This is a genomic window from Serratia sp. HNCC26DJ206 (genome assembly GCF_057180605.1).
Map to the genome: position 1 here is coordinate 1 of NZ_JBXUGP010000053.1, position 15,796 is coordinate 15,796.

9 protein-coding genes are annotated in these 15,796 nt (G+C 57.8%); 2 read left to right on the forward strand and 7 right to left on the reverse strand.

All coding sequences use genetic code 11. The features are described 5' to 3' along the window. The 6 genes from AC2A1E_RS22795 to AC2A1E_RS22820 form a co-directional block, all read right to left on the reverse strand. A partial coding sequence (locus AC2A1E_RS22795) for an Ig-like domain-containing protein (RefSeq protein WP_484385638.1) occupies positions 1-6,099 on the reverse strand: 6,099 nt, incomplete at its 3' end. 638 nt (positions 6,100-6,737) lie between these two features. Continuing rightward, positions 6,738-7,646, reverse strand: a complete 909-nt coding sequence (gene gsiD, locus AC2A1E_RS22800; protein ID WP_484385639.1) for a glutathione ABC transporter permease GsiD — start codon at positions 7,644-7,646, stop codon at positions 6,738-6,740. Positions 7,647-7,654: 8 nt separating this feature from the next. Next, positions 7,655-8,575, reverse strand: a complete 921-nt coding sequence (gsiC, locus tag AC2A1E_RS22805) for a glutathione ABC transporter permease GsiC (RefSeq protein WP_484385640.1) — start codon at positions 8,573-8,575, stop codon at positions 7,655-7,657. Positions 8,576-8,628: 53 nt separating this feature from the next. Further along, positions 8,629-10,164 (reverse strand): glutathione ABC transporter substrate-binding protein GsiB, encoded by a 1,536-nt coding sequence (gsiB, locus tag AC2A1E_RS22810; RefSeq protein ID WP_484385641.1) that lies wholly within the window; start codon positions 10,162-10,164, stop codon positions 8,629-8,631. A 24-nt stretch (positions 10,165-10,188) separates the two neighbouring features. Further along, positions 10,189-12,039, reverse strand: a complete 1,851-nt coding sequence (locus AC2A1E_RS22815) for a dipeptide ABC transporter ATP-binding protein (RefSeq protein ID WP_484385642.1) — start codon at positions 12,037-12,039, stop codon at positions 10,189-10,191. A 571-nt stretch (positions 12,040-12,610) separates the two neighbouring features. Then, the gene (locus AC2A1E_RS22820) at positions 12,611-13,147 is read right to left on the reverse strand and encodes a DUF924 family protein (protein ID WP_484385643.1); all 537 of its coding nucleotides are present in this window, start codon (positions 13,145-13,147) and stop codon (positions 12,611-12,613) included. A gap of 114 nt (positions 13,148-13,261) precedes the next feature. Between AC2A1E_RS22820 and moeA the strand changes: the two genes are divergently transcribed. Further along, positions 13,262-14,500, forward strand: coding sequence for a molybdopterin molybdotransferase MoeA (gene moeA, locus AC2A1E_RS22825; protein ID WP_484385644.1), 1,239 nt, complete (start codon positions 13,262-13,264; stop codon positions 14,498-14,500). 2 nt (positions 14,501-14,502) lie between these two features. Beyond that, positions 14,503-15,249, forward strand: a complete 747-nt coding sequence (gene moeB, locus AC2A1E_RS22830) for a molybdopterin-synthase adenylyltransferase MoeB (protein WP_484385645.1) — start codon at positions 14,503-14,505, stop codon at positions 15,247-15,249. Between the two features lie 75 nt (positions 15,250-15,324). Here the strand turns inward: moeB and AC2A1E_RS22835 are convergent. Next, on the reverse strand, positions 15,325-15,796 hold a 472-nt coding region (locus AC2A1E_RS22835), incomplete at its 5' end, for an autotransporter outer membrane beta-barrel domain-containing protein (protein WP_484385646.1).

Genomic DNA, 15,796 nt, shown 5'->3' on the forward strand with positions numbered 1-15,796 from the left:
CGCCGGATCCTTGGCGGAAGCACTCAGGCTGTGTGCGCCCTGGCCCAGGTCGGTCTCTGGCGTAAAGCGCCAGTTACCCTGCTCATCCGCCGTGACGCTGCCCAGCACCGTGCTGCCGTCGCTCACCGTCACCACGCTGCCAGCCTTCGCCGTGCCGTTCAGCGTCGGACGCAGGTCGTCCGTCACGCCGTTCTGCACGATGTTGCCCTGCACGCTGCCCACGTCATCCGTCAGACTGCCCAGTTGCACCTGACCCGGCACCACATCTACCGTGACCGCCAGGTGTTCCCCTTCGGCGCTAGTGTTGCCCGCGGTGTCGGTGACCGTGGTGGTAAAGTCATGTGCGCCGTTGGTCAGCGGGGTGCTTGGCGTAAAGCGCCAGTTGCCATCGCCATCCACCGTGGTGCTGCCAATCGCCCTGCCGTTGTCCAGCACGGTGACCACGCCGCCCGCTTCCGCCTTGCCGCTGAAGCTTGGCGTGCTGTCGTCGGTCGTGCCGCCCGCCGTCAGTGGGCCCTGTACGCTGCCCGCATCATCCGTCACCACCAGATCCGTTACCGCTGCCGGTGGCAAGGTGTCAACCACGATCCCGAAGTCACCGGTGGTCGGGCTGACCTGGCCGATGCTGTCCATCACCGAGGCCGTCAGGTTGTGATTACCCTCACCCAGTGGGGTGCTCGGGGTAAAGCTCCACGCGCCGTTGGTATCAGCGGTGGTGCTGCCGATCGCCGTGCCGTTGTCGTACACGGTCACGGTGCCGCCTGGCAACGCCGTCCCTTTCAGGGTCGGGGTGCTGTCGTTGGTGACATCGCCCTTCTGCAGCGCACCGGTATGCGGGGCCACATCGTCTTCCACCGAGCCAATCACCGGTGCCGCCGGGCCCTGGGTGAGGATGGTGAAGCCATACTCTGGCGACGCCGCCGTGGTGTTGCCCACGCTGTCGGTTTCTTTGGCGGTCAAGGCATACAGGCCGTCTGCCAGTGGTAGGGTCGGTTTCAGTGACCAGGTGCCGTCATCTTGCACGGTCGCCGTACCAATCACCGCGGTGCCGTTGTACACGGTAACGGTGTTGCCGGTTTCCGCGCCGGTGCCGCTGAGGGTTGGACGGTTGTCGTCGGTGGTACCACCCGCCACCACATTACCTTTGATGGCCCCGACCGCATCTTCCACCCCGGTGATCGCCATAAGGCTTGCGTCCGGTGCTGAGTAATCGGTGCTCAACTCAAACGGCTCGGATGGCGCACTGGTGTTGCCCGCTTTGTCTGTCGCCGTGGTGGTGAGGCTGTGATCGCCTTCCGCCAGTGGGGTAGTCGGAGTAAACGCCCAGGCACCGTTGTTGTCGGCAGTGACCGAGCCCAACAGGTTGCCGTTGTCGTACACCTTGATAACGCTGCCCGGCTCTGCCGACCCGTTGAAGGTCGGGTTGGCGTCGTCGGTCACGCTGCCGCTGCTCAATGGCCCGCGCACGTCGCCCACGTCGTCAATCGCCCCGCCAATCACTGACTGTGCTGGCGCTTCGGTGTCCACCTTCAGCTCAAACGCCGGGGAGGTCACGCTGTTACCCGCCGCATCTTCCGCGGTCACGGTCAGGCTGTGGTTGCCGTCGCCCAGGTCGGTCTCTGGCGTAAAGGTCCAACTGCCGTCCGGGTTCACGGTGGTAGTGCCCAGCACGGTGTCACCGTCTTTCACGGTCACCACGCTGCCCGGCTTGCCGCTGCCGTTCAGTTCTGGACGTGCATCGTCCGTCACTTCACCCGGTTGCAGGCTGCCCGTGTTCGGCCCCACGTTGTCAGTTACCGAACCCAGTTGAACCACTACCGGGGTGTCGTCCACCACGATGTTCATGCCCGGGCTTGGCTCACTCACGTTGCCCGCTTCATCGGTCACGGTGGTGCTCAGGTTATGCTCGCCGTTATCCAGCGGTTCACTCGGGGTGAACGTCCAGTTGCCGTTCTCGTCGATCACGCTGCTGCCGATCACGTTGCCGTTGTCGATCACCGTGATGGTGTCGCCCGGCTCACCTTTCCCGCTCAGGGTCGGGGAACGGTCATCGGTGGTCTCGCCCGGCTTCACTTCACCGGTCTTCTCACCCACGTTGTCGATGATGATCACTTCACCCGGTGCCGCCGGGGCCACGGTATCAATGACAATCCCGAAGCTGCCGCTTGGCGCGCTGACGTTACCCGCCGCGTCGGTGGCCGTGATGTTCAGGCTGTGGCTGCCGTCTTGCAGCGCCGTGTCTGGCGTGAAGCTCCACTTGCCGTGGGCGTCAGCCACCACGCTGCCAATCACCTGACCGTTGTCAGAGACGGTGACGGTGCTGCCCGCTTCGGCAGTCCCGCTCAGGGTTGGGGTCGTGTCGTTGGTGACATCGCCCTTCTGCAGTGGCCCGACATGCGGCTCGGCGTTGTCCACCACGCTGGTGATCGCCGGCTGCGTCGGCACGGTGATGTCGACGTTAAGGTCATACGATGGGGTGCTTGGCGTGGTCTTGTTGCCTGCCGCATCCACCGCCACGATGGTCAGTTGGTTCTGACCTTCCAGCAGTGGCGTGGTTGGCGTCAGTGACCAGGTGCCATTGGCCTGCACGGTGGTGCTGCCAATCGGGTGGTTACCCGCCGCATCCGCCGCGTACACGATGATGGTGTCACCGGCAGTGCCGATACCGCTGATCAACGGTTGGCTGTCGTCGGTAATGCCGCCGGACGCAATGGTGCCCTGCTCGCTGCCCACGCGGTCTTCCACGCCGGTGATCGCCAGGAACTCTGGGCCGGTCGGTGACGCGGTGTAGTCGGTGGTCAGGTCGAACGACTCGGATGGTGCACTGGTGTTGCCCGCTTTGTCCGTCGCCGTGGTGGTGAGGCTGTGCTCACCTTCCGCCAGTGGGGTGGTCGGGGTAAACGCCCAGGCACCGTTGTTGTCGGCAGTGACCGAGCCCAACAGGTTGCCGTTGTCGTACACCTTGATGACGCTGCCCGGCTCGGCCGTCCCGTTGAAGGTCGGGTTGGCGTCGTCGGTCACGCTGCCGCTGCTCAATGGCCCGCGCACGTCGCCCACGTCGTCAATCGCCCCGCCAACCACTGGTTGTGCTGGCGCTTCGGTGTCCACCTTCAGCTCAAACGCCGGGGAGGTCACGCTGTTGCCCGCCGCATCTTCCGCGATCACGGTCAGGCTGTGGTTGCCGTCGCCCAGGTCGGTCTCTGGCGTAAAGGTCCAACTGCCATCTGGCTGTACGGTGGTGGTGCCCAGCACGGTGTCACCGTCTTTCACGGTCACTGTGCTGCCCGGCTTGCCGCTGCCGTTCAGTTCTGGACGTGCGTCGTCCGTCACTTCACCCGGTTGCAGGCTGCCCGTGTTCGGCCCCACGTTGTCAGTTACCGAACCCAGTTGAACCACTACCGGGGTGTCGTCCACCACGATATTCACGCCCGGGCTTGGCTCACTCACGTTGCCCGCTTCATCGGTCACGGTGGTGCTCAGGTTATGCTCGCCGTTATCCAGCGGTTCACTCGGGGTGAACGTCCAGTTACCGTTCTCGTCGATCACGGTGCTGCCGATCACGTTGCCGTTGTCGATCACCGTGATGGTGTCACCCGGTTCACCTTTCCCGCTCAGGGTCGGGGAACGGTCATCGGTGGTCTCGCCCGGCTTCACTTCACCGGTCTTCTCACCCACGTTGTCGGTAATAACGATCTCCGTCGCCGAATCCGGTACGGTAGTGTCAATGACAATGCCGAAGCTGCCGCTTGGCGCGCTGACATTACCCGCCGCGTCGGTGGCAGTGATGTTTAGGCTGTGGCTACCGTCTTTCAGCGCCGTGTCTGGCGTGAAGCTCCACTTGCCGTTGGCGTCGGCGGTCACCGAACCAATGGCCTGGCCATTATCTATCACGGTGACGATGTTGCCTGGTGCCGCAGTGCCGCTCAGGGTTGGGGTCGTGTCGTTGGTGACATCGCCCTTCTGCAGTGGCCCGACGTGTGGCTCGGCGTTGTCCACCACGCTGGTGATCGTCGCTTCGGATGAGACAGGAATAAACAGACTGATATCGTAGCTCGGTGAAGAGAAGCCGGTACGGTTGCCCGCCGGATCCTGAGCCACGATCGCCAGTTGGTTGTTGCCTTCCAGCAGCGGCAGCTCAGGCGTCATGCTCCACTTACCGTCCTGCTGCACCACGGCGCTGCCAATCAGATGCTGACCGGCGCTGTCGGTGGTGTAGACAAAAATGGTATCACCGGCAGTGCCGATACCGCTAATCAGCGGCTGGCTGTCGTCGGTCACCGCGCCGTTATCCACGGCACCCTGGCGATCGCCCACGCGGTCTTCCACGGCGGTAATGGCCAGATGATCTGGGCCTTCCAGCGGAGCCGTGGTATCGACGGTAAAGTTCAATGGCTCGGACGGCGCACTTTCATTGCCAGCCGGGTCGGTTTCAGTCACGGTAATGCTGTGATCGGTTTCAGCCAGTGGGGTCTCTGGCGTGAAGCTCCACTTGCCGTTGTCACCCACTACCACGGAGCCGATTTTCTCGCCGCCGTCATAGATGTTGATCGTATTGCCTGGCTCACCCATACCACTCAGCTTCGGCTGGGTTTCGTCGGTAGCACCGCCGTTGACGATCGGCCCGGTGACCGGCCCGGTGGTATCCTGAGCGTCAGCGACATCCGGTTTGCCCGGTGCTGTGGTATCAACCACGATCTCAATCGGGCTGGACGGTACGCTGCTATTGCCGGCCTGGTCGACTTCGGTGACGACTAACTGATGGCTGCCTTCAGTCAGAGGCTCATCAACGACATAGCTCCAGTTGCCCTGATCGTCGACCACGGCAGAGCCCAGTGGCTTACCGTTGTCCGTGATAATGATGACGTTACCTGGCTCACCCACGCCGTTCAGCTGTGGCTGGGTTTCATCCGTCACGCTGCCGTTGGTCAACGGGCCGGTAACGCTGCCGGTGTTGTCAAGAATGCTGCCGATAGACGGCAAGGACGGGAGTTGCGTATCGACCGTAAAGGTCCAGCCGCCAGACTGCTCGCTCTGGTTGCCCGCCGGATCGGTCTGGGAAACGGTGAGGGTATGGCTGCCGTCGGTCAGATCCGTGTCAGGCTTAAAGGACCAGCGACCATCTTCGTTGACTTCGGTTTCGCCAATCACGGTGCCATTGTCATAAATGGTGACCTTGCTGCCAGCTTCGCCGCTGCCGCTCAGTTCAGGGCGCGGATCGTCAGTCATGCCACCGGCGTTGATTTCACCCACGGTGTCGCCGACTTTATCCATGACATGCTGGAGACCCGGCACATCCGGAGGAGTGGTATCGACGTTGAAATTCAGAGAGTCGGACGGTGAACTGACGTTGCCCGCCGGATCGGTCTCGGTGATCACCAACTGGTGCGAGCCTTCGCCCAGTTCAGCGTCAGGGGTAAACGTCCAGTTGCCGTTGCCATCAATCACCACGCTACCGATGGCTTGGCCGTTGTCATAGACGGTGATGAGATCGCCAGGCGTACCCTGACCGCTCAAGACAGGACGGGTTTCGTCGGTGACGCTGCCGTTCTGGATCGCGCCGGTGACCGCGCCCTTCTGGTCTAACGCTTCGCCGATGGCGGGTTTGGCCGGTGGGGTGGTGTCAGCCGGGTTATTGTCACCGTTGTTGCGGTTATGATAGGCAATAGCGGCGCCAGCGCCGATTGCCGTCGCCGCAGCGACCCAACCGAGCAGGCCAAACAGGGCATCATGATTATCATCAGAGGAGGTAAATATACCATTGCCGCTGCCTAAAGCGGGGCCACCTAAAGCGGCTGGCGACAACTCACCTTCACTGGTCAGATAGCCATGTTCGTAGCCTTCACCAGACAACGGCACGTAGGCATACAGTTGCCCGTCTTCCGACATACCCAGCAGCACCGGGTTGTTGGCATCACCATTGAAATAATCTTCAATAATAATGCTGGCTTTAGTGTCCCCTTCCTGGATAACGTGTAGCGCTTTGCCTACGCGTGTCAGAGTAATATTCTCCGGCGCAAAATCGTTACCCAGATTTTTCAACAGGTATTTATTACCGTGAATCAGCTTAACTTTAACAGCCTTGTTTGCGTTCGCAGTCAACAGCCGGGTTTTTCCTTCACCATTGTTTACAGCTAGAACTATTGTCCTATCCATATGTATTACAACTCCATAAGTCGTCTAAATTAAAATTCCGTGATGTTCTCGTGATACTCAAATTGCACATGCTTTGGCCTATTTGCTAGCACCCGTTACCATTGCGCAACCTAAGTCATTAAAAACAAATTATAAAATAAGTATTATGAGATTAAAGAGAGTGTATACATGACAAATAACCAATGTAGTCCTATCTTTATTTCAGCGGAGTATAGGACTTTGTTTAACCACTGTGAAATGGTATTTTTTTATCAGTGATAAGAAAATTTATTCACTACGCAGTGTGTTATTAGCGTAAATAAGATACACATAATTTAATTAATTTCATGACTTAAATTATTCAAATCACATCGTTAAATTTATTAAAATAATTATTTTTATCACATATGAAATTTTATTTAGGGTATATATCCGGGAGCCTGGGATTAAAAAAACACTTGGTCATCAGTCGCTTTTGGCGCGTGAAACTCACTTATACTCTAAAAAATTCGAGTTGTTTGCAGGCGAGTAACCAAGCTAACACTTAAGCAACTTGAAGTATGAAGGGCATATGAGCATTACTGACGTTATTCAGGTCACGCAGCCTAACCTTTCAGCTTAGGATCCAACGCATCGCGCAACCCATCGCCCAACAGGTTGAACGCCAGCACGGTGAGGAAAATCGCCAGGCAGGGGAAGATCGCCACATGCGGCGCAATCACCATATCGGCTCTGGCTTCGTTGAGCATTGCGCCCCATTCTGGCGTTGGCGGCTGTGCACCCAGGCCAAGAAACGACAGACTAGCCGCGGTGATAATCGAGGTGCCAATACGCATGGTGAAATAGACCACGATCGATGAAATGGTACCCGGCAGAATATGCCGTATGATAATGGTCCAGTCAGAAGCGCCAATGCTGCGCGCCGATTCGATGTAGGTCAGGTGTTTCAGTACCAAAGTGTTGCCACGCACCAAGCGGGCAAACGCCGGAATGCTGAAAATCGCTACGGCGACAATCACGTTAGCCATGCCGCTGCCCATGATCGCCACCACGCCAATCGCCAGCAGAATACCGGGGAAGGCAAACAGCACGTCGCTGATGCGCATCACGATGCGATCCCACCAGCCTTCATAATATCCGGCCAGCAAACCAAGCAGCGTGCCGATCGCCCCGCCCACCAAAACCGAAAATACCCCGGCAGCCAGAGAGATACGCGTGCCCATCAGAATGCGGCTGAAAATATCGCGCCCGAGAGAGTCGACGCCCAACCAGTGCACCAACGAAGGGCCGTCGTTCAACCGATCGTAATCGAAGTAGTTTTCCGCATCATAGGGCACCAGATACGGGGCCAACAACGCCGCAGCCACCAGCAGCAGCACAAACAGCCCGGCCAGTAACGCAATATGCTGCCGCCGGAAACGCCGCCAGAATTCATGCCAAGGCGTACGCACCGCATTAGGATTCACCTGCGGCATGGTTTTCAGTGCGGCATTACGCCGCCAATGCTTAATCATGCGGCCGCCTATTGGTAGCGAATGGAAGGGTTGATCGCCGCATACAGCATATCCACCAGCAAGTTAATCAGAATAAACTCCAGGGAAAACAGCAGCACTTCGGCCTGGATCACCGGGTAATCACGCATTTCTACCGAATCCACCAATAAGCGCCCCAATCCCGGCCAGTTGAATACCTTTTCCACCACGATCGAGCCACCCAGTAGAAAGCCAAATTGCAGGCCCATCATGGTGACCACCGGGATCATCGCGTTGCGCAACCCGTGTTTGACGATCACCAGCGACTCGCGCACGCCTTTGGCCCTTGCGGTACGCATATAATCTTCCTGCATCACCTCCACAAACGAGGCGCGGGTAAAACGGGCCATCACGGCGGCCACCGCCGCGCCCAGCGTGACCGAGGGCAGAATATAGTGCCGCCAGCTGTCGGCCCCCACCGTGGGCAACCAACCCAGGCTGACCGAGAATACCTGCATCAGCAGCATCCCCAGTGCAAAGGCCGGGAAAGAGATGCCTGAAACCGCCAGCATCATTCCCAGCCGATCCGGCCAGCGATTGCGCCATACGGCGGAAGTCATGCCGATCGTCATACCAAACATCACCGCCCACACCATGCTGGTTAAGGTCAACCAGAACGTGGGCATAAAACGTGAGGCGATCTCTTCACTGACCGGGCGTTTGGATACCATCGAGGTGCCGAAATCGCCCTGTAAGATGTTCGCGAAGAAACGTACAAACTGCTGTGGCAGCGGTTTATCCAGCCCCAGATCCTGGCGTACCAGCTGCACCACCGCTTCGTCGGCGTCCTGCCCGGCCACCAAGCGTGCCGGATCGCCCGGCAGCAGATGGACAAACAGGAACACCAACACCGCCACAATCAGCAGCGTTGGGATCAGCCCCAGCAGGCGCTTGAGAAAGTAATTAAGCATGCGTATCCGCCTCAGCCCAACCCCTTCCAACGGAAGAGATTGGGCTGGGTGCCTTATTTCAGGTCTGCGTTGTCAAAGTTGAATGACGCATCCGGCATCACATAGAAACCGCTCAACTGCTTGTTATTTGCCGAGAGCAGGCGTTCTGTAGCCAGGAAGATCCAAGGGGCATCGGCCCAGATACGGTCCTGCACCTGTTGGTACAACGCCTGCCGTTTGGTGCGATCGGTGGTTGCCAGCGCCGCCGCCAGATCCTCATCCACCTGCGGGTTGCTGTAGAACGCGGTGTTGAACTGCTTCGGCGGTGCCGCCTGGGTAGAGAACAGCGGCGACAGCGCCCAATCGGCCTCACCGGTCGATGCCGACCAGCCGGTATAGAACATCCGCACGCCGGTCTCCTTCACACCCACGCTTTCCACCTGTGCCGCACGCTGGCCCGCATCCATCGCCGTGACCGTCACTTTCACCCCAACCTGTGCCAACTGTTGCTGGGCAAACTGCAGCACTTTCTGCGCGGTGCTGTGGTTATGGGAAGACCACAGCGTGGTGCTAAAACCGTTCGGGTAACCGGCTTCTTTCAGCAGTTCGCGCGCTTTGGCCGGATCGTAAGGCCAAGGTTGATAGCGGGTAGCAAAGTCGATCGCCGGTGGCACCGGGCCTTCGGCCGGTACGGCATAGCCTGAAAATGCCACTTTGATCAGCGCGTCTTTATTGATGGCGTAGTTCAGCGCCTGACGCACTTTCGGGTTGTCGAACGGCTTTTGCGTCACATTCATGCTGATGTAGCGTTGCAGAATCGACGGGGCGGCCACCAGATCCAGCTTAGCGTTTTTCTCCAGCACGCTGGCCTGCTCATACGGGATCGGGAAAGCAAAGGTCGCTTCACCGGTTTGCAGCATCGCCGCACGGGTGTTGTTATCCACCACCGGGCGCCAGGTGATGGTGTCGAGCTTCGGCAGCCCGGCTTTCCAGTAACCGTCAAATTTCTTCACTTTGACAAAATCGGTCTGGTTCCAGGTTTCAAACTGATAAGGGCCGGTACCGACCGGATGGAAACCGATCTCCTTGCCGTACTGCTTCAGCGCCGCCGGGGAGATCATTACCGCCGCCGGGTGTGCCAGATTGTTGATAAACGCCGCAAAGGGGGTTTTCAACACCACTTTGACGGTATCTGGTGCCACTACTTCTGTTTTGTCGATCATTCTGAACAGGTTATAGCGTTTGAGGCGGTTCTCCGGGTTACTGGCGCGATCCAGGTTGATTTTCACCGCTTCGGCGTTGAAATCGCTGCCATCGTGGAATTTCACCCCCGGATGCAGCTTGATGGTGTAAGTCAGGCCGTCTGGGCTTACCTCATAGCTATCCGCCAGTACGTTGACCAGCTTCATGTCTTTGTCGAAGCCGAACAGCCCCTGATAGAAGGATTTAGCCACCGCCTGCGACAGGGTGTCGTTAGCATCGTACGGATCGAGCGTGGTGAAGTTGGAGGCTACGGCAATCACCGCATCTTTGGCAGCCCAGGCCGGGCCAGCGGCCACAGCCAGTAGAGCGGCGGCCAAAACATTGCGTTTGAATCTCTGCATGGTCATATCGTTGTCTCTCCTGAGGCAAGGCTAAAAGGCACCGGCAATGGGATGGTGGGCCACAAAGTGCCCCGGCCCCACCTGCACTAAAGGTGCGGTAACGGGTTCATCGCCCAACGCGCGGATCGGGCTGGGTATTTCATCCACCAACAGTGGCTGGCGTTGGTGAACATGGGCCGGATCGGCAACCGGCACCGCAGCCATCAGCTTGCGGGTATAGGCATGCTGCGGGTTTTCAAATACGCTGCGGCGTGGGCCGATCTCGACAATCTGGCCAAGATACATCACCGCCACGCGGTGGCTGATACGCTCTACCACCGCCATATCATGGGAAATAAACAGGAAGGCAATACCGAATTCACGCTGTAAATCGAGCAACAGATTGACGATCTGCGCCTGTATCGACACATCCAGCGCGGAGACGGATTCATCCGCCACCACCACTTTCGGGTTGAGCGCCAGCGCGCGTGCAATGCAGATCCGCTGCCGCTGGCCGCCGGAGAACTCATGCGGATAACGCCGCGCATGTTCCGGCAGCAGCCCAACGCGCTCCAGCAGCCAGGCTACGCGCTTTTCTGCCTCAGCACCGTGCGCCACGTTATGCACCAGCAATGGCTCCATGATCGAGAAACCCACGGTTAAACGCGGATCAAGCGAGGCATAAGGGTCTTGAAAGATAAACTGGATATCGCGCCGCAGGTGCTGCAACGCCGCGCCTTTGAGCTGATTGATCTGCTGGCCGTTGAAAGTAATGGTGCCGTGTTGGCTTTCTACCAGCTTTAACAGTGCGCGCCCGGTGGTGGATTTGCCACAGCCGGATTCCCCCACCAGCCCCAGCGTTTCGCCGGGATATAAATCGAAACTGATATTTTCCACCGCGTGCACGCGCCGCGTCACCCGGTTGAGAATGCCGCTGCGCAAGTCAAAACGCGTGACCAGGTTTTCCACCCGTAGGATCGGGGCCGCTCCAGCCAGCAAGGTGTCCTGCGGTGCGCCATTGTCTGTGCTGCCGGGCAAGGGGAATTTGGCTGGCAGGTCTTGATCCTTCATCGAACCCAGCCTTGGCACCGCTGCCAGCAGCGCTTGGGTATAGGGCTGTTGCGGCGCGGCAAACAGCGCACGGACTTCGCCCTCTTCCACCTTGGTGCCCTGATGCATCACCAGCACCCGATCGGCAATCTCGGCGACGACGCCCATATCATGAGTAATAAAGATCACCGCCATCTGCATTTCCTGCTGCAACTCGCGGATCAACTGTAGGATTTGCGCCTGAATAGTGACATCCAGCGCGGTGGTGGGTTCATCAGCAATCAGCAACGCCGGTTTGCACGACAGCGCCATGGCAATCATCACCCGCTGGCGCATGCCGCCGGAAAGTTGATGCGGATAGCGCTCCAGCACATTTTTTGCTTCAGGGATACGCACCAAATCCAGCATATGCAGCGCTTCGCGTTTGGCGCTGCGGTGATCCATCTTCTGATGCAGGCGCAAGGATTCAGCAATCTGCTCCCCCACCGGGAATACCGGGTTGAGCGAGGTCATCGGTTCCTGAAAGATCATCGCCATATCGGCACCGCGCAGGGTACGCAAGGTACTCTGTTTGGCCTGGGCCAGATCGAGCACCTGCTGGTTGCGGCGGCGGAACTGCATCACACCGCTGGTCAGTTCACCACCGCCCTGCTCCACCAAACACATCAACGCCAGCGAGGTGACGGATTTGCCGGAACCGGATTCACCAACGATGGCCAGCGTTTCGCCGCGATCCACATGGAAAGCCAGATTGCGCACCGCCGCAATGGTTTCACCCTCTTGCCGGAATTGTACGCTCAGGTCGCTCACCGCCAGCACGCGCTGCGGAGGCAGGATGATAGAATTAGTCATGCAGCGCCCATGGCAGAACGCGCTTGAATATAAGGTTGTTCCTTTTCAGCACTCAATATGGCACGAGTCACTCCGCCATAAATGGCAATCACTGGTTTGCTCATTGAACTGACATCCTGTATTAATCCAATCTGCCGATATCCGCTGGAACCGATCTCCCTATTTGAGGAGAGTATACCCAAAATAATTCGAGTTGCTTGTAGGCGGCAAACGAATGACAAGTCGGTCAGAGACCGACTTGAACAGCGCTTGCGCTGGCCTGCAGGGTGAGCCTCAGTAATGAGGCTCATAATCCCTGGGAGCATAGCCAACTATGTGACCAGGGTGAAAGAGTGCAGCCAACACCCAAGCAACTTGAAGTATGAAGGGTATAACTATTATTCTGTCTTTCCCGACTATATTTAGCCCAGCATACGATGTAAAGCGCAAAGTATGCGCTGTATCTTGGGCTGACATCTGCTTAGATTATTTTGTGTGTTGAAAGAGCTTAATGGAATAAAAACAGCCTGTTATCTCATCAGCTGCAACGTAATTTCATTGCGCCCAGCCAACTGGACGCGGGCAAAAATATTCAGAACCCTGATCCCGGTTGCAGCAGAAATTCCTGCTCCTCTGGCGTAGACTCCCGGCCTAATATCGCATTACGATGTGGATAACGACCAAAGCGTTCAATAATGGCTTTATGACGTAATTCATATTCCAGTTGATCGCGATGATTTAATTCGCTGTACAATACCAACGCCTGTTGATGAATCAGCGCGGATTCGGAATGCATAAACGGCAAATAAAGAAAGCCGCGCTGCTCAATGCTGAGTTGTTCGCATAATCCGCTGGCGATCGCTTCCTGTGCCAATACCAGTGCCATACCGTCACAGGAAAAAGCACGCGGTGTGTCGCGAAACAGATTACGGCTGAACTGATCGAGCACGATAATCTCCGCCAACCGCCCTTCGATCGTCGCACGCCAGTGCGCCAATTCTCCCTGTGCCGCCGCATGCCAAACCTGGCCGAAGCGGCTATGTAACAGACGATCAAAGTCATCATCTTTTTTAAACCACATCACCGGGTCAATCTCGGTAAACCAAAAATCCAGTATTTGTCTGTGCATGGTTGTTTCCTGTTGTGGTCCTCAGGATGGCATCATTCTCCCACCCGACGTTATCTGCCATAATAGCCGCACTTTGCCGAAAAACTCGCGCACGCTGATTACGGAGTTTACTTAATGGATCATTGCCATACTTCTGACCTTATCACCCTTGAGCAGGCACTGGAGACAATGCTCTCCCAGGTTGCGCCATTACAAGAGAGCGAATCCATTGCGCTGACCAGCGCCGCCGGGCGAATTACGGCGGCGGCAGTGATTTCCCCTATCGATGTCCCCCCCTTCGCCAACTCGGCGATGGACGGCTATGCGGTACGTACCAACGAATTAAACGCTAACGCGCCGTTGCCAGTGGCAGGCAAAGCCTTTGCCGGTACGCCATTCACCGGCGAGTGGCCAGCCAATACCTGTATCCGCATCATGACCGGTGCGCCGATCCCAACGGGGGCCGATGCGGTGATCATGCAGGAGCAGGCAGAAGTAAGCGAGGCCGAGGTGCGCTTCAACGCGCCGGTACGCAGCGGGCAGAATATCCGGCTGGCAGGAGAAGATATCCGCCAGGGAGCGGGCGTCTTACCCGCCGGGGTAAAACTGGGGGCCGCACAACTGCCGCTGCTGGCTTCGCTCGGCGTGGCTAACGTGCAGGTGATGCGCAAACTGCGGGTTGCCGTGTTCTCTACCGGTGACGAACTGCAACCCGTCGGTCAACCGCTGCAAGCTGGCCAGATCTACGATACCAACCGCTTTGCGGTGCGCCTGATGCTGGAACAGCTCGGTTGCACGGTGATCGATCTGGGGATTATCCCCGACGATCAAGACGCACTGCGTGCCGCGTTCAATCAGGCAGATAGCCAAGCGGACGTGGTGATCAGCAGCGGCGGCGTTTCCGTCGGTGAAGCCGATTACACCAAGCAGATGTTGGATGAACTCGGCCAAGTCGGCTTCTGGAAACTGGCGATCAAGCCCGGTAAACCTTTTGCCTTCGGCAAGCTGCAACACGCCTGGTTCTGTGGCCTGCCGGGCAACCCGGTTTCTGCTGCTCTAACCTTCTATCAGTTGGTGCAACCGCTGCTCGCCAAGTTGGCCGGGCATAGCGAATGGCGCTTACCGGCACGCCTGAAAGCCCGCGCGCTGACGCCACTGAAGAAATCACCGGGCCGCCTCGATTTCCAACGCGGTATCTTCACCAGCAACGCTAATGGTGAGTTGGAAGTGAGCACCACCGGCCATCAGGGCTCGCACGTATTCAGTTCCTACAGCCAGGGTAATTGCTTTATCGTGCTGGAGCGCGAACGCGGATTTGTTGCTGCCGGTGAAATGGTGGATGTCGAACCTTTCAACGCTCTGTTGAGGAGCTGAACATGCTGCCGGAATTAACCGATGCCGAAGCGCTGCGCTATAACCGCCAGATCGTACTGCGTGGTTTTGACTTCGATGGTCAGGAAAAGCTGAAAGCCGCCCACGTGCTGATCGTCGGGCTCGGCGGATTAGGCTGTGCCGCAGCGCCCTATTTGGCTGCTGCTGGCGTCGGTCATCTGACATTGGTTGATTTCGACACCGTTTCGCTCTCCAATCTACAGCGCCAGATCCTGCACCGGGATGCCCGTATCGGCCTGCCCAAAGTGGACTCGGCGCACACTGAACTAAGCGCGATCAACCCGCATATCCGTATCGATACCGTCAATGGTCAACCGGATGAGGCGCAGGTTGCCGCTTGTGATGTGGTGCTGGACTGCACCGATAACGTCGCCACGCGCGATCTGCTAAACCGCCTGTGCCATGCGCAGCGCAAGCCGCTGGTTTCGGGTGCTGCCATCCGTATGGAAGGCCAACTCAGCGTGTTTACCTATCAACCGGATGAGCCTTGTTACCGCTGCCTGAGCCGCCTGTTTGGCGAGAACGCGCTCACCTGCGTGGAGGCTGGGGTCATGGCGCCTTTGGTGGGTACTATCGGTACGCTACAGGCGATGGAAGCGATCAAGCTGTTGACCGATTACGGCCAACCGCTGGTGGGGAAATTGCTGATGTTTGACGCCATGAGTATGCAGTTTCGCGAGATGAAACTGCCGAAAGATCCGCAGTGTGAGGTGTGTGGCGGGGAATCGTGATGATTTCCCCTTCATTTATTGTATAAGCTGGCTGCCCGAACCGGCAGCCAGCGTTTTCTTACCCTCTTACTGCGATTAGAAGCTGTATTTCACCCCCAGCATCGCCGCTTTGTCATCGTACCCTTTCTGCCCTATCTGCTGGGTCAGGTTACCCCACACGCTGAAGTTGTTACTCAGCTTGCCTTCCGCCCCCACTTTCACTTCAACCAGATGGCGGCTGCCGGTCTGCTGGACTCCCAAGCCATCTGAGGTCACGCCAGGCAGACGGGTGTTCTGGATCCAGTTCAGGTCCAGATAGGTGGTCAGAATGCGTGACGTGTCTTTCCCCATCTGCGTGTCGTTCGACAGTTTGGCCCCCAGACGGGTCTGCAGATTGTTATTACCGCTCTGCTGCACCAGAGAGCCGTTGTTTTGCAGGTCGCTCATCTTCGCCCCGTTCAGCGTCAACTGCGCCTGCGGCGTGATATAGGTTTGATTCTCCTCACCCTGATAGATTTCAATCGGATAGCCGCCTTCCAGCGAGGTGCTCACGCCGCGCAAATGGTAA